Source organism: Oceanobacillus sp. M60, from assembly GCF_053839645.1.
Genome location: NZ_JBSSNH010000006.1, coordinates 315,396 through 331,895, shown reverse-complemented (window position 1 = coordinate 331,895; position 16,500 = coordinate 315,396). Strand labels below are relative to the sequence as shown.

At 40.9% G+C, this 16,500-nt stretch carries 15 protein-coding genes; 1 reads left to right on the top strand and 14 read right to left on the bottom strand.

Annotated features, from left to right (window positions below; translation table 11 throughout):
• Positions 1-17 precede the first annotated feature (17 nt).
• The 6 genes from ACW0TQ_RS16515 to smc all read right to left on the bottom strand — a co-directional run bounded on the left by ACW0TQ_RS16515 (position 18) and on the right by smc (position 7,011).
• Complete coding sequence (locus tag ACW0TQ_RS16515) at positions 18-245, bottom strand: KH domain-containing protein (protein WP_042535071.1); 228 nt, start codon at positions 243-245, stop codon at positions 18-20.
• Positions 246-258: 13 nt separating this feature from the next.
• Entirely contained in the window at positions 259-531 is a 273-nt protein-coding gene (gene rpsP, locus ACW0TQ_RS16510; RefSeq protein ID WP_042535073.1) for a 30S ribosomal protein S16, read from the bottom strand.
• 119 nt (positions 532-650) lie between these two features.
• A complete protein-coding gene (gene ffh, locus ACW0TQ_RS16505) occupies positions 651-2,000 on the bottom strand; it encodes a signal recognition particle protein (RefSeq protein ID WP_042535076.1) in 1,350 nt (449 codons plus the stop codon).
• Positions 2,001-2,013: 13 nt separating this feature from the next.
• Positions 2,014-2,331: a putative DNA-binding protein gene (locus ACW0TQ_RS16500; protein ID WP_042535078.1), complete on the bottom strand. Its 318-nt coding sequence runs from the start codon at positions 2,329-2,331 to the stop codon at positions 2,014-2,016.
• 87 nt (positions 2,332-2,418) lie between these two features.
• The gene (gene ftsY / locus ACW0TQ_RS16495) at positions 2,419-3,429 is read right to left on the bottom strand and encodes a signal recognition particle-docking protein FtsY (protein ID WP_042535080.1); all 1,011 of its coding nucleotides are present in this window, start codon (positions 3,427-3,429) and stop codon (positions 2,419-2,421) included.
• 12 nt (positions 3,430-3,441) lie between these two features.
• Entirely contained in the window at positions 3,442-7,011 is a 3,570-nt protein-coding gene (smc, locus tag ACW0TQ_RS16490; protein WP_042535082.1) for a chromosome segregation protein SMC, read from the bottom strand.
• A gap of 916 nt (positions 7,012-7,927) precedes the next feature.
• Between smc and ACW0TQ_RS16485 the strand changes: the two genes are divergently transcribed.
• Positions 7,928-8,149: a DUF1128 domain-containing protein gene (locus ACW0TQ_RS16485; protein ID WP_042535084.1), complete on the top strand. Its 222-nt coding sequence runs from the start codon at positions 7,928-7,930 to the stop codon at positions 8,147-8,149.
• A gap of 150 nt (positions 8,150-8,299) precedes the next feature.
• Here the strand turns inward: ACW0TQ_RS16485 and rnc are convergent, their stop codons facing one another.
• The 8 genes from rnc to sdaAA form a co-directional block, all read right to left on the bottom strand.
• Complete coding sequence (rnc, locus tag ACW0TQ_RS16480) at positions 8,300-9,007, bottom strand: ribonuclease III (protein ID WP_374705731.1); 708 nt, start codon at positions 9,005-9,007, stop codon at positions 8,300-8,302.
• A 234-nt stretch (positions 9,008-9,241) separates the two neighbouring features.
• Complete coding sequence (gene acpP, locus ACW0TQ_RS16475) at positions 9,242-9,475, bottom strand: acyl carrier protein (RefSeq protein WP_042535086.1); 234 nt, start codon at positions 9,473-9,475, stop codon at positions 9,242-9,244.
• A 195-nt stretch (positions 9,476-9,670) separates the two neighbouring features.
• Positions 9,671-10,411, bottom strand: a complete 741-nt coding sequence (gene fabG / locus ACW0TQ_RS16470) for a 3-oxoacyl-[acyl-carrier-protein] reductase (RefSeq protein WP_042535087.1) — start codon at positions 10,409-10,411, stop codon at positions 9,671-9,673.
• Positions 10,411-11,349 (bottom strand): ACP S-malonyltransferase, encoded by a 939-nt coding sequence (fabD, locus tag ACW0TQ_RS16465; protein WP_042535088.1) that lies wholly within the window; start codon positions 11,347-11,349, stop codon positions 10,411-10,413. Before fabD ends, fabG begins: the two co-directional genes overlap by 1 nt.
• Positions 11,350-12,351: a phosphate acyltransferase PlsX gene (gene plsX / locus ACW0TQ_RS16460; RefSeq protein WP_193063360.1), complete on the bottom strand. Its 1,002-nt coding sequence runs from the start codon at positions 12,349-12,351 to the stop codon at positions 11,350-11,352.
• Positions 12,352-12,355: 4 nt separating this feature from the next.
• Positions 12,356-12,928, bottom strand: coding sequence for a transcription factor FapR (gene fapR, locus ACW0TQ_RS16455; protein WP_193063358.1), 573 nt, complete (start codon positions 12,926-12,928; stop codon positions 12,356-12,358).
• Between the two features lie 237 nt (positions 12,929-13,165).
• Positions 13,166-15,193, bottom strand: a complete 2,028-nt coding sequence (gene recG / locus ACW0TQ_RS16450) for an ATP-dependent DNA helicase RecG (protein WP_256704852.1) — start codon at positions 15,191-15,193, stop codon at positions 13,166-13,168.
• A 427-nt stretch (positions 15,194-15,620) separates the two neighbouring features.
• Entirely contained in the window at positions 15,621-16,496 is an 876-nt protein-coding gene (gene sdaAA / locus ACW0TQ_RS16445; RefSeq protein ID WP_042535096.1) for an L-serine ammonia-lyase, iron-sulfur-dependent, subunit alpha, read from the bottom strand.
• Between the last annotated feature and the right edge of the window lie 4 nt (positions 16,497-16,500).

The following is a 16,500-nucleotide window of genomic DNA, read 5'->3' as shown; positions in this document are numbered from 1 at the left end:
CTTTCTGAATACGAACCTTACATAATATCCAAAAAAATACGTTTATTACCACCAGTGTTTGCTGCGTATACAACAGTTCGTATTGCTTTTGCAATCCGGCCGTTTTTGCCAATGACTTTTCCGACATCGTCCGGATGAACAGTTAAATGATACGTAACTTTAGAATCTTCTTCCGTTTCTTTTATCACAATATCATCCGGATAATCTACTAATGAGGTAACAATCGATTTAATCAGGGCTTTCATGATATCACACTACTTATTTAGAATTTTTTTGTTCGTGAAAATTCTTCATGATGCCTTCGTTAGAGAATAGATTACGTACTGTATCGCTTGGTTTTGCACCTTTTGTCATCCAATCAAGTGCTTTTTCTTCATCTATTTTAACCTCAACTGGATTTACTACAGGATTGTACGTACCAATTTGTTCGATAAAGCGACCATCACGTGGAGAACGAGAGTCTGCTACAACAATACGATAGAATGGATTTCTTTTAGAACCCATACGTTTTAAACGAATTTTTACTGCCATGCTTTGCACCTCCAATAATTATCTTATCACAAGAATTGATTTTAACAGATAGTTTTTAGTCTGTAAAGTATTTTTCCATTACAAGCTTATTTTATTACAAAAAAGCATGAAAATCAACTCTACATGAAAGGAAATTTAAATCCGCCGCCTTTTCCTTTTTTCCCTTTTTGCATATTGGTCATTTGCTTCATCATTTTTTTCATTTCCGAAAATTGCTTTATTAAGCGGTTGACCGCTGCAACAGAAGTTCCCGAACCTTTTGCAATCCGTTTTCTCCTGCTTCCATTGATAATACTCGGCTCCTGACGCTCTTTTTTCGTCATGGATTGGATAATTGCCTCAACTTCGGTCAATTGGCTTTCATCTAATTGGGCATTCTTCAAGCCTTTCATCTTGTTTGAGCCTGGAATCATAGCCATTAAGTCATCTAACGGCCCCATTTCACGGACCTGACCCATTTGTTCCAGGAAATCGTCAAATGTAAAGGACATCGTACGCATTTTTTCTTCTAATTCTTTTGCCTGTTTTTCATCCACGTTGGTCTGAGCTTTTTCAATTAAAGAAAGCACATCCCCCATACCGAGAATCCTGGATGCCATACGTTCTGGGTGGAAGGCTTCCAGCTGATCCAGTTTTTCTCCCATCCCGGCAAATTTAATCGGCTTGTCCGTTACCGCTTTGATAGAAAGCGCCGCACCGCCGCGGGTATCCCCGTCTAACTTTGTCAGAACAACTCCTGTAATATCAAGCTGTTCATTAAAGCTTTCTGCTACATTAACAGCATCCTGCCCAGTCATGGAATCAACCACTAAAAAGATTTCATCTGGTTTTACATCTGTTTTGATTTTCTGTAATTCTTCCATCAGGTTTTCATCTACATGCAAACGGCCGGCCGTATCAATAATGACATAATCATTGTGATTCTCTTTTGCCTGAGCAATCGCCTGATTGGCAATATCAACCGGATTTGCTTCTGTTCCTAATGAAAAAACAGGCATATCCAGCTGTGTACCGAGCGTTTCCAATTGTTGAATGGCTGCCGGACGATAGACGTCACATGCAACTAATAACGGATTACGGTTATGCTTTTTACGTAAATGGTTCGCAAGCTTTCCCGTGGTGGTCGTTTTACCTGCACCTTGTAAACCAACCATCATAATAACGGTCGGCGAACGGTCGGCGACAGCAATTTTACTTTGCTCTCCACCCATTAAATTCGTTAATTCATCTTTTACAACTTTAATAACCTGTTGCCCTGGTGTTAAGCTTTCCATTACTTCCTGCCCGACCGCTCTTTCTTTTATCCGGGCAATTAATTGTTTTACAACTTTGAAGTTTACATCGGCTTCTAAAAGCGCCAGGCGAACTTCTCTTGTCATCTCTTTTACATCTTGCTCAGAGACCTTACCCTTACCGGTAATTTTCTTTATCGTACCTTGGAGACGGTCCGCTAATCCTTCAAATGCCATAGAAGGTATCCCCCTAATCTAAATCTAGTAATTGTTGAACATACTTTTTTGCCTCCGGATCTTTTACCGTTTCCGAAAGCTTCACAATGATTTGCTTACGTTTTTCAAATCTAGAAAAAAGATGAAGCTTATCCTCATAAGACTCTAACATTTTTTCTGTTCTTTTTATATTATCATATACAGCTTGTCTGGAAACTTCAAAGAGCTCCGATATCTCACCTAATGAGTAGTCTTCCAGATAATACATTTCCATATAACTGCGCTGTTTTGGAGTCAGCAGTGCTTGATAAAAATCATATAAATAATTTATCCGATTTGTCTTTTCCAGCAACGGGCACACCTCTTGTTAAGTGATTTTCCTTTACATTTATCATATCCAACTCAATCGGAAATTGTCAAGTAGTCAAGCGGGTTTCGCCTATTCCGTTTTCTCGCTCTCCTCACTCATTCCTAAATCAGAAAATAATCCAAATACAAAGGCATCTGCGTCAAATTGCTGCAGGTCATTGATCCCTTCACCTAATCCGACATACTTCACCGGAATTTGCAATTCGTTACGAATAGCCAGCACAATCCCGCCTTTTGCTGTACCATCCAGTTTAGTCAAGACAATTCCGGACACATCTGTTGCCTCTGAAAAGGTACGTGCCTGTGTCAATGCATTTTGACCGGTAGTAGCGTCCAAAACCAGCAAAACTTCATGGGGAGCACCTGGAATTTCACGTTCAATGACGCGTTTCACTTTAGCAAGCTCGTTCATCAGATTCACCTTATTCTGAAGTCTTCCTGCAGTATCACAAATGAGAACATCTGCTTCACGAGACTTTGCAGCTCTGATTCCATCATAAATAACCGCAGCAGGGTCACTGCCTTCGCTGTGCTTTATTACAGGAACGTCGGCACGCTCTCCCCAGATTTCTAGTTGGTCGATTGCTCCAGCACGGAAAGTATCCCCTGCTGCTAAGATGACATTTTTTCCATCTGCTTTTAATTGATGTGCAAGCTTGCCAATACTTGTTGTTTTCCCCACGCCATTTACACCAACAACAAGAATAACCTGTAATCCGTCTTCATCCAGCTGCAAATGCTGGATGGACGAATCTTCATCGCCATAATAAATATCTACAAGCTTTTCTGAAATAACATCCTTTATTTCAGAGGAATCCTTGATTTTTTGACGCTTTACTTCCATTTTAAGTTCTTCGACAAGATCCATCACAGTGGAAACACCGACATCTGCTGTAATTAATACCTCTTCTAATTCTTCAAAGAAATCCTCATCTACTTTACGATAACGTGCAATCAAATCATTTAATTTCCCTGAAAAGGTATCTCTTGTCTTTTTCATACCTTCCTGATATTTTTCGGAAACCTCCTTGGTTTCCTCGTTTTGCTTAAAACGCGCTTTCAATTTATCCATAAATCCCATATTGATATCCCCCTACGATTGAATCAATTCTTTTGTATCCTCTAATCGGACAGAAACCAGTCTCGACACCCCTGATTCCTGCATCGTCACACCATAAAGAACATCTGCTTCCTCCATGGTTCCTTTTCGATGTGTAATGACGATAAACTGTGTATCCTTGCTGAATTGCTTCACATACCTGGCAAAGCGGACTACATTCGCTTCATCTAAAGCCGCTTCGACCTCATCCAGTATACAAAACGGAACTGGACGGACACGCAAAATGGAAAAGAGAAGGGCGATTGCTGTTAATGCTCGTTCTCCTCCTGATAAAAGGCTTAAATGCTGCAATTTTTTCCCCGGCGGCTGCGCAATAATATCTACGCCTGTTTCTAATAAATTATCCGGGTTTGTTAATTTTAATTCAGCATGTCCGCCGCCAAACAAGTGCATAAACACCTGAGAGAATTCTTCTTTTATTTTTGAAAAAGTGGCTGAAAACCGCTCCTTCATTTCTGTGTCCATCTCTTCAATAACAGTATATAGCGTTCGCTTTCCTTCCACAAGGTCATCTCTTTGTTCTTTTAAGAACTGGTACCTTTCAGAAATACGCTCATATTCATCAATAGCACCTAAATTAATCGTACCCAGCTGGTTGATTTTATCCTTTAAACGGCTGACGACTGCTTTTGCCTCATCCATATTTTCAACCTTTGCATAATCACGTTTTGCCAATTCATATGTCATCAAGTATTCTTTTTCAAGCTGCTGCAGGTGGTTATCAAGCTCCACATCCAGGCGGTTTGATTTGACCTCCTGTTTTTGATAGTGCTCATTCGTCACGCTGTATTGTTCCTGCGCTTCTTTCAATTTCGCTTCCAGGGACTGCTGTTTGTCTAAGCTTTCTTTTCTTTTAGTGCGCAGCTTCTCTATGCTTTCCGTTAATCTCTGTTTGGAAGTTCTGGCATTGACAATTTTCTCTTCCATTTCTTCTTCTGTTTCTTCCTGATTTTTTATTGCCGTTATTGTCTCCAGCTCTTCGTCCACCTGTTTTTTTTCCTCAATTGCCCGTTCAAGCTGCGTCTCCAAAGCTTTTGTATTCGCTTTTTGATTTTTAAAGCGTTCTTCCTGCTCAGCCAGTGTTACTTTGATCTCGTAAAACGCATCCTGTAATTTTCCTTGCGTCTCTTTTAATTTCGCTTCTTCCTCTGTTAAATCATCCACTTCTTTTTGCACTGTTTGAAGCTTAATATTGATTTCTTCTAATTCTTTTGTCAGGACTTTATTTCGATCCGCTAATTCTGTGCGGCTCTGTTCATTCTGTTTTTTATCCATATCATAGATGGACAAATTGTCATTGATGGATGTCAGCTTCGCCTGAAAGGTTTGAAAATCAGCTTGACTTTCCTGCACCTCTTTTTGCATTTTCTGCACTTCTTGCTCGGTATCGCTGATTTTTTCATCCAGCTCTCGCAAATAATCTTTTTTCTTCTGTACACCTTGCTCAAATTGCTCTGTTTTCTGTTTGTATTCTGCCAAGCGCGCATGCAGCTCCTGCAGATCTTTTTCGCGGGTAAACAGCGATTGATTTTGTTTTTTCTGCGCTCCTCCTGACATAGAGCCTCCAGGGTGGACCATGTCTCCGTCCAGCGTGACAATCCGGTATCTGCGATGCAGTTTTATTGCAATGTCATTTGCATCCCGCAAGGTTTTAGCAATAACCACATTACCCATTAAATGCTGCACTGCTTTCTCATATTTTTTAGCTTTCGGCTGCACTAAATCAGAAGCAACACCTACAAATCCCGGGTGCTCCCTTACTTCCTGTTTTCCTTCACTGGATAAAAAACGGGGCTGAATCGATTTAAGCGGGAGAAAAGTTGCCCGCCCGCTATTGGTCTTTTTCAACCAATTAATCGCTTCTCTTGCCGCCTGGTCTGTTTCCACAACAATATTCTGTGCTTGTCCGCCTAATACGGTCTCCACTGCCGTAATATAGTCTTTAGGGACATCCATTAACTCGATAACCGCCCCTTCTATATCCTTCAGCTTGCCTTCTTCTCTTGCCCGTAACACCTGACGGACGCCCTGAAAGAAGCCCTGAAAGTCTTCCTTCATTTCTTCGAGCATTTCTTTTTTTGACTTTACTTTTTCAATGTATTGATAGCCTTGATAAAGCTTGGATTGCGCTTCCTCATATTGTGTGCGTTCTGATTGCAATTCAGCCTTTAACGTTTTTAATTGCTGCGCCTTCTTTTCCAGCTGGTTCTGGTAAGTCTGCAAGACCTCTTCCGCAGCTGTCTGTTTATCTTGCAGCTCATTTCTCTCCGTGAGCATATCTTTAAATTTCATGGATTGAGAATTATTTTTTGCTTCAATTTGCTCTTGCTGCCGATCAACAGATTGTTTTTCATTTCGATAAGCAGCCTGCTGGTTCAACAACTCGATATACTCCGCTTTTAAATCCTCAATTCGGTTAGCTACATCTTCCGGCCGCATTGCTAATTTCTTTTCTAATTCTTTTTTCCTGGCCAAAGTATCAGTCTTCTCAGCCTCTAACTGCGCCAGCTTCTCCTGTTCATTTATTTTTTGTTTTTCCAGCACACGAACATTTGAAGTAACCCGATCTAACTGCTGTACAAGCTTTTCTTTATTCTCATCTGCGTGCTTGGAGCGTTCATCAAACAGTTGCTTCTTTCCTTCAAATTTCTCCAGTCGTTCTGTTATATCTAATAAATCCGTCTGCAGCTGCTCTATTTCTGTTTCATATTGCTGTATATGTTTTTTTTCTTTTGCTACGTCCGTTTCGATCAGACGAATGGCTTCGGATTGTTCTTTCTGTTTTTTTTCGTTTACAGCTAAGTTTTCTAATACCTGCTGCCATTCCTGATGAATTTGTTCCATTTCCGTAATCAGCACAGAAATCTCTGTTTCTTGAAGTTCAGCCTGCAAGGTCTGATATTCTTTTGCTTTTTTTGATTGCTCCTCTAACGGATCCAGCTGCTGTTCAATTTCATAAACAATATCCTCGACACGATTCAGGTTCTCCTGCGTTTCAGCAAGCTTATATTCCGCTTTTTTCTTACGCTGCTTATATTTTAAAACGCCTGCTGCTTCCTCAAAAATCACACGGCGTTCCTCTGCTTTCGAGCTGAGAATCTCCTCCACTCTTCCCTGACTGATAATAGAAAAAGCTTCTCTGCCCAGACCGGAATCAATAAACAGATCAACAATATCCTTCAGTCGGCAAACCTGTTTATTGATATAAAATTCGCTTTCCCCAGATCGATAAACCCTTCTTGTCACACTGACTTCTTCGTAATCCAGCGGTACGCGCTGATCTTTATTGTCTAATACAAGGGTAACTTCAGCGATATTTAAAGGAGATCTCGAGTCACTCCCCTGGAATATAATATCTTCCATTTTGGATCCGCGAAGTGATTTCATAGATTGTTCACCCAGCACCCAGCGGATTGCGTCAGTAATATTACTTTTCCCGCTTCCATTCGGACCTACTACCGCTGTTACTCCAGGTACAAAATCTACGTTAATTCGCTCTGCAAAGGATTTAAATCCAACACTTTCTAATCGCTTTAAATGCATAATCATTCTCCTAAAAATCTAATCTTTCTATTTTATCGTATCTATTTATCGTTATCGTAAGAAAAACCAAGAATACCACTTGGTCTTTAAAATATCGATGTTCTTGCCAAAGAGATGTCCGCTCCGGGAAGTCGCTTTCCGCGGGCAACGTTCAGCCACACGGTAAGAAAACCGCTTCCTGCTCAGGTCTATCTGTTGCTTTTCCCGCAGGAGTAGACAACATCCGCTCCCATCTTTGAAGAAATATGTTTTATTTGCTTTCTTACAAAGAAATGAAGCTAATTCTAGCGACGCTTTTTGATGGGACGAGTAATCGCAGTCCCAGTCCCAGTGTGAAGACCCCGCAGAAAAAAAGTGACCTTCTTTTTTTCTACCCACAGGGCATAAGTGCGACTTTAGCTCTGTCTGCGCCTGTCGGCTTGCCAATCGCTAAGTCTTCTTTAAAGGAGATGAGCCTGGGGTCCACGGAAAGCGGAGTGTATTTCTGGGCCTAAGATTACTCACCCCATGAAACCCGTTGGAGCGGCTATATTCAGCATTTTTTTATACTTTCTTATTCTTTAAAAAGTGGCTGACAGCAGCCTCTCTCATCATTTCATACGCAGCTTTATGATTTCCAAAGCTGTGGCAAAGTGAACATTTCAATAAAATGAAACTTATTTCTTTCTTCCGCTGCTTGAATTGTTTAGCTAATATATTTTATCACATTATGACACTTTAGCCTATGCGCGACATGCTATTAATTCAGAAAGGAATGCTTTAACGAAGGATAAAAATTATGCTATAATTAACACTTGTTATAAGATTAATTTTATTTATTCGTACATAGCCCATTTGAAATACCATTCATTCCTATTTTGTACTTTTTCTATGTACGGATAAAATTCCTGAAGAGGATAAATAAGAGGAGGATACGATGCAGTTAGAGCAGCCAAGCAAGGAAAATATGGAGTATATGCTTCAAGAGTTAGCTGAAAAGCTACAGGTAGTAAATCGTTCAATTATGGACGCAGAGGATTATAACCTTGAAAAATATGAGGACTTAAAATGGATGTATGATATGGTTATCAGTAAAGGCCGTTTAAGCGCGTCAGAAACACAGGCCTTTATAAATGAATTAGCAGCCATTCGCAAATGACACAGAAAGCCTAAGGCTGCAACGCTTAGGAACTGGGGCTTCGATTACTCATCCCAGTGAAAAAGTTGCCACAGTACCTTTTCAGCCATGCAATATAAGAAAAACGTTACGCAAGAACAAGCAGCTAAATTATCCTTGCGTAACGTTTTTTTATTCTGGAAGTTTTTTCTCAAGCGCTGCTCTGGCTGCCTTTTGCTCAGCTTCTTTTTTTGTTCTTCCGTTTCCTTTTCCAGCGGGTTCTCCCTGAATTACAACCTGAGCGATAAACTCTTTATAATGAGAAGGTCCGCGCTCTTCAATAATCTCATACTCAATTTTTCTATCTTTTTGCTGCTGAACGATTTCCTGAAGATGACTTTTATAATCCATCACACTTGTTGACGTATCTACTGTTAATGCAGGGAAAATATGCATATTTAGAAAACGAAGCACCGCATCAAAGCCTTGATCTAAATAAAGTGCTCCTAAAAAGGCCTCAAATGCATCCGCTAGAATGGCAGGTCTTTGACGTCCGCCAGTCTTATCTTCTCCTTTACCTAAAAGGATGTATTTCCCAAAGTCAAATTGTTTTGCAAATACCGTTAAAGACGCCTCACAGACAATAGCTGCACGTAATTTGGTCATCTCTCCCTCAGGCATTTCCTGATTATTCCTATATAAATATTGTGAAACAGCTAATTCCAGTACGGCATCTCCTAAAAATTCCAGCCGCTCGTTATCATTCAGCTTGCTTTTTTTATATTCATTGACATAAGAAGAATGTGTAAATGCTTCCTTTAATAAATCTTTTTGTTGAAAAGTTATTCCTAATTCATTCTCCAGCTGGCTTAATTCCAAATTAATCTCCTTCACCCCCATAAAATAAATGATTTCACACTTTCTAAAGAAACAAATAAACGTTGCCGGAATTCTTTAATACATACAGATACTGACTTATATAACCTTTATTTTACCACATACTTTAATAAATTATTTATTTCATGATTAAGCACGGCCACCAGCACCACCTTTCAATAAGACAGGTAACCACTACGTTAAATAGCTATGGGAAAGCCTCTAAAAAGAAGCTTTCCCATAGGTTGTTTTTATTCATTAAGCTTTGCTGTTTATGTAATCTACAGCATCACCTACTGTATTAATCTTTTCAGCATCTTCATCAGCAATTTCAATATCAAACTCGTCTTCTAATTCCATAACAAGCTCAACAACATCTAGTGAATCTGCTTCAAGGTCATCTTTAAATGAAGCTTCTAAAACTACTTTTTCTTCGTCTACATCCAGACGATCAGAAATAATAGACTTTACTTGTTCAAACACATCTGCCATTACCCGTTCACCTCCTTTCAAAATATATCATTATTTTTTGTTTCACTTTAAAAATTAAAAAGCAGAACGGACATGATGTCCTATTATTGACGCTGGTCACATGATGCGGCCATTTTTAGTCAATGAAAGTGTAACTGAGGTGTTTGCCTAAAGGCTTCGCAAATACCAATTTTTCTTTATTGTTCTGCAATTGTATTACATCACCATTCCACCGTCAATATGAATGGTCTGCCCTGTAATATAATTTGCATCTTCACTTGCTAAAAAGCGGACAACCCGTGCGACGTCTTCCGGTTTGCCTAAGCGCGCTAACGGCACTAATTGCAATAAAGATTCCTGTTGTTCTTCACTTAATAAATCCGTCATATCTGTAGAAATAAACCCTGGTGCAACAGCATTCACTAAGATATTTCGTGAAGCAAGCTCTTTTGCGGTTGTTTTGGTTAAACCAATTACTCCCGCTTTGGCTGCAACATAATTAGCCTGTCCGGGATTTCCGCTTACTCCGACGATGGAAGCTACATTAATAATACGTCCTGATTTTTGCTTCATCATTTGACGGGTGACTGCTTTCGTACATAAGAACGTGCCTTTCAGGTTGGTTTGAATCACCTGATCGAATTCATCTTCTTTCATTCGCATCAATAAATTATCCTTCGTAATACCGGCATTGTTCACCAATATATCGATCGATCCAAATTCTTCCACAGCCTGCTTCATGAGTTGTTTAACAGATTCTTCCTCAGAAATATTTGCCTGTACTTTAACTGCTTTTACTCCGAGCTCCTGAATTTCTCCAACAACCTCTTCTGCTTTTGCTTCACTACCTGAATAGTTTACAATGACATTTGCTCCATTTTTTGCCAGTTCCAAAGCAATTGCTCTGCCAATCCCTCTGGAAGCTCCCGTTACTACTGCTGTTTGACCTTGTAACATTATTCTTCCTCCTTGTACCAGCGAATAAACGCGTCGAGTGATTCCTGATCCTGTACAGCAAATGTTTTTGTTTTCCGATCGATTTTTTTCAATAATCCACAAAGTACTTTACCTGTACCTACTTCAACAAATGCATCCACATCTTCTTCCAGCATCTTTTGAATCGATTCTTCAAAACGTACCGGCGAGTAGAGCTGCTGTACTAATAATTCTTTCATGGTTTCTTTTTCCGTTACTGCATCAGCTGAAACATTTGCATAAACAGGTGTTTTTGCATCTCCTAGAGCTGTTTCATTTAAATGTGCTGCAAAATCCTCGTTAGCCTGCTTCATCAACCCGGAATGGAACGGTCCGCTTACATTTAGCGGCAATACCCGTTTTGCTCCTGCTTCTTTTAATAATGCAGCTGCTTGTTCCACGCCTGCAACAGAACCGGAAATAACAATCTGCCCCGGACAATTTAAATTGGCAATATCTACAATTTCGTCTTTCACTTGCTCAAGTGCTTCCTGAACCTTGTCCTGACCAAGACCTAACACAGCAGCCATGGTTCCCTGCCCTTTTGGAAATGCCTGTTCCATTAAACGTCCTCTTACTTTAACAAGCTGAATTGCGTCCTGCCATTTGATTGCACCAGCAGCAACTAATGCACTGTACTCCCCCAAGCTATGTCCAACAACCATCGAAGGCTGAATGCCGTTTTCTTCTAAGAGCTTGGATACGGCAACACTGGATAATAATAGTGCCGGCTGTGTATTCTCTGTTTCCGTCAAAGTTTCTTTCGGTCCTTCAAACATAAGTGTCTGGATATCCATATCCAGCACTTCGTTTGCTTCTTGATACAGAGCCTGCACCTGCGGATAAGCGTCATATAAATCTTTCCCCATGCCAACAGCCTGCGACCCTTGTCCCGGGAACATAAATGCAATACGTTTCATTTATTTCTCCTCCTCTTCATTGATCGTTTCAATGGTATTCTGAATCGTTGCGGTCACATTGTTCTCAACCATATAAACTGCCTGCTTCACAGCATTGGTGATTGCCCGGCTTTTGGAAGATCCGTGCGCTTTAATTACTGGTGCAGAAAGTCCAAATAACCCCGCACCGCCATACTCTGAGTAATCTAACCGGTCTTTTATACCTTTCAAGTCATTTTTAACAAGCGCCGCAGCAATTTTGGTTTTTGTGGAAGACATAAAAGCACCTTTTAAAAGAGAAAAGATTGTTTCTGCAACACCTTCCATGGTTTTCAGTGCTACATTCCCGCTAAAGCCATCTGTCACTACAACATCTGCCACACCATTTAATATATCTCTTGCTTCTACATTTCCCACAAAGTGGATAGGAGCATTTTCTAAAAGCTGAAAAGCTTTTTTCGTCAAGTCATTCCCTTTACCATCTTCTGTGCCTACATTTAATAAGCCGACACGAGGTTTTTTGATATTTCTTACTCTCTCCACATAAATAGAGCCCATAATAGCGTATTGAAGCAAATGCTCTGGTTTTGCATCTACATTTGCCCCGACATCCAGCATTAAGAATCCTTGCCCGTCCACTGTCGGAAAAGTAGGACTTAATGCAGGACGGTCGATTCCTGGAATACGTCCAACGACAAACAAGCCGGCACTCATTAATGCACCCGTATTCCCTGCAGAAATACAGGCATCTGCCTCTCCGTCTTTGACAGCTTTAGCCATTAAAACAAGCGAAGCATTCTTTTTGCGCCGTACCGCTTTTACAGGTTCATCCTCTGATGTTATTTTTTCATCTGTATGTATGATATTAATTTGCTTGCTGTCCGTTAAAATTGGTTTAATTTGATTTTCATCCCCATAAAGGGTAATTTGTAAATCTTTATTTTCTTTTACAGCTTCCATCGCACCTAACACAATTTCCTTTGGTGCATGGTCGCCTCCCATTGCATCTATCGCTAATCGCATTGATTTATTCTCCTTTGCTTTCACTGGAATGAAACATGAAAAATTCACCTGTAAGCACAGGCTCATTATTAACAAAGCTGTTTACTTCCACGATGGTATACCCCCGCTTGTCCCTTCCTTTAACAGCTGCTTTGGCAATCACTCTTTCGCCTTCCTTAACCTGTCTTTTAAAACGCAGAGTGGACTTTGCAGTTAATGCAAGTTCATCATTAATGACGGCCACAGCTAATGAATTTGCCTGGGCAAACAGATGATGCCCTCTGGCAATTTTATTTCTGGAAAAAACAAACTCTGATGTAATATCGAGCATAGAGATAGCACGCTCATCCAACTCCAAATCAATAATATCCCCGATTACTTCTTCCACTGGCAAAGCTTTGACCGTTTCATTCCATTGCTTTGTAGCAACATGTTTTATCCGTTCACGAAGTTCAGGAATAGACAGCTCCATACGGTCCAGCCGAATCGTTTGAATACTCACTTGAAAATCCTTCGCAAGCTGTTCATCCGTTACAAATGGAGAGCCTTCGATTTTTTCTCTTAATAACGATTGCCGTTCTGCTTTTGATCGTCTCATTTCTATCATCAAACTTTCATCTAATATTTTCAGAGGTGCCGATTCTTTTTATGCCATATTACAATAGCTTCGGAAGGGCATGTAATCGCCGTCCCGGCTCTTGTCCCGATCCGGGAAAAAGAGCGCTTATTGAATACTGCCGATGGTGAAGTTTCGTTTTAAGACTTGGTACTAATAGTAATATATAATAGCATGCTTTTTTATGCAAGTAATCTATTGATTTAACTGCTGTCTCTGCTAATCCAATTTTTCAAGCAGCCCCTCTTCTTCTGATAATATTTCCTTTAAATACTTGTAGTCTTCGAATTGTAATAAATTATTTTCAACAATATGCTGTGCATCCTGGCGCGCGGTTTCCAGCGCGCGGTAATCGTGTACCATGTCAGCTACTTTAAATTCGGGCATACCGCTTTGTTTTCTGCCAAAAAAATCGCCCGGTCCGCGCAATTGCAAGTCCTGTTCGGACAGTTCAAATCCATCACTTGTTTCTGACATGATGCGCATCCGCTCTTTGCCTACTTCCCCTTTGGGTTCTGCAATCAGAATACAGTAACTCTGCTTACTTCCTCTGCCGACTCGCCCCCGGAGCTGATGCAGCTGCGACAAGCCAAAACGTTCTGCATCGTAAATTACCATTACGGTAGCATTCGGAACGTTCACTCCGACTTCGACAACGGTTGTTGAAACTAACACCTTTACCCTGTTATCTGCAAAATCGCGCATTACTTCATCCTTCTCCGCGGAAGATAGGCGGCCATGCATTAAGCCAATTTCCATTTCATTATCGTAGTAAGCTGTCAGCTGATGGTACAGGTCAACAGCGTTTTGAATATCTAATTTATCCGATTCCTCAATAAGCGGACTGATAATATATGCCTGCTCGCCCTGCTTAACCCGCTCTTGAATAAAATCAAGAATCCGTTCAAACATATTTTCCTTCACCCATAATGTTTCAATCTCTTTTCTCCCGGAAGGAAGCTGATTGATAATGGATACATCCATATCGCCAAATGTTGTAATCGCAAGCGTTCTGGGAATCGGGGTTGCTGTCATAAATAAAACATCCGGATCCAGTCCTTTATCTCGCAATGTCCTGCGCTGCGCAACTCCGAAGCGATGCTGCTCATCCACAATTGCTAAGCCTAAAGCCTTAAATAAGACATCCTCCTGAATAAGTGCATGCGTTCCAATCACAATATCAATTTCTTGATTTTCAATTTGCCGGGTCAGCTCTTTTCGTTTTTTCCCCTTCACAGATCCTGTTAACAAAGCAACGTCCGCTCTGCCTTCCAGCATCGTTTGAAAGGATTGGAAATGCTGTTCCGCTAAAATTTCAGTAGGAACCATTAAAGCTCCCTGCTTACCAGCTGTAACAGCAGCGTATAGACAAATTGCCGCAACAGCGGTTTTCCCGGAGCCAACGTCGCCTTGAAGCAGCCGGTTCATTCGATAAGCACTTTTCATATCCTTTAAAATTTCAGTTAATGCTTTTTGCTGCGCATCGGTTAATGTAAACGGCAATGATGTAATAAAACTTTCAACTTTATTCACCTGATAATCCTGTTCATTCCCCTTGGTGGATTCACGATTTATTTTTCGAATCAATTGCATCTTCAGCTGAAACAGCAGAAATTCTTCATAGATAAACCGCCTCCGTGCATGCTTTAAAGCAACCCTGCTCTCCGGAAAATGCATCGTCCTTACTGCAGCTTTCCTTTCCGGAAGCTTATAATTTTCCAAATAAGAAGCAGGAAGAATCTCTGTGATATCGTCCACATGTGAGTCAAGCACCTGCTTGATAAGCTTTTGGAATTTATAAGAAGTTAAATCGCCTTTCAATGAATATACAGGGGTAATGGAATCATTTTCTTCCATTTTTCCTGTTTTATATTTACTGACTGTAATTTGCAGGCGGTGCGCGTCCCATTTTCCTGTTAAGGTAATATCTTGTCCCTGCTGAATCTGTTTCTTTGCGAATGCCCGGTTAAACATAATCGCTTTTACAGCAATCCCTTCCACTTCTACAGTGAAGCTTAACCGTGACTTTTTCTTTCCAAAAAAAGTAAGAGAAGGATTGTAAAGGACCTTCCCTTTAATCGTAACCTTCTCATCATGAACCAGTTCTTGCAGAGGTTTTTCTTCATAGATATCATATCGATACGGGAAATATTGTAATATATCATTCGTCTCGTAAATATGCATGAAGGCAAGCTGTTCTGCTACTTTTTCGCCAATACCTTTCACTTCTAAGATTGATTCATTCATTTCCAACATCCTTTTCTAAACCAAAAGCGCAGAGCGCCCTTGCAGGCTAAGAACGCGACGTCCATGTCGCAACGCCTGCACTAGCACGTCGTGTGCGTCGAAAAACGTAGAGATTGCGCCCCCGGTCTTTGGGGGTGGTTCGACCTTGGTCGAACTTCCTTTATTTAAAGAGATAAAGGAATCACGGTGAGGTAACGAACCGATGTTGACTTTCACCCGCAGGGCATAAGTTCGACTATGGCTCTGTCTGCGCCTGACGGCTTGCCAGTCGCTATGTCTTCTTTATCATAGGGCGTGACGTGAAATCTCCTAGTTTTTGGCGCTCGGAGCTGGCCGCGGCTATTCCTGAATACTATTAAATCCATACTAAAAATTATACTATACTAAAAAATGCAGGAGCTATTGCTATTTCTTATCTTTTCTTCTGTTAGACAGATACCCCAAAGATTTTTTCTTTTAGGAATCGCCCCGTTGGTGTATCAGCCAAGCCGCCTTCCCCTGTTTCACGTAAAGAAGAAGGCATTTGTTTTCCGATTCGATACATTGCTCCAATGACTTCATCACATGGAATACGGCTTTCTACACCCGCTAAAGCTAAGTCTGCAGATACAATAGCAAGAGAGGATCCTCCGGCATTTCTCTTCACACATGGAACTTCTACTAAACCAGCTACCGGATCACATACCAAGCCAAGCATGTTTTTTAATGTCATTGCAAAAGCATGAGCGGACTGCTCTGGTGTACCTCCGGCCATTTCAACGATAGCGGCAGAGGCCATTGCTCCTGCCGACCCGACTTCCGCTTGACACCCGCCTGCTGCACCAGAAATAAACGCATTGTTTGCCACCACGAAGCCGAATGCTCCGGAAGTGAATAAATACCGCACCATTTCTTCTCTCGTCGGATTCAATTGTTCTTTCACCGCAAATAATGTGCCGGGCACACAACCAGCGCTCCCGGCAGTCGGGGTGGCACAAATGATTCCCATGGCTGCATTTACTTCATTTGTTCCCATTGCTTTACTGACCGCGTCCATCATTAAATTACCGGACAGCGGGGTTTTTTCTTTCATATATTTTTGCACTTTCACAGCATCTCCGCCAGTAAGTCCTGTTACGGATTGGACCCCTTTCAGTGCATCCTCGATCGCATTTTCCATAACGACAAGATTTTTTTCCATCTCTGCAAAAACTTCATCTCTCGTTTTTTCTTTTACATCCATTTCTTGTCGTATCATTACTTCTGATATGGGGATGTTTTCTGTTTTTGCCATTTCCACTAACTCTGCAACCGTTCGAAACATCGCA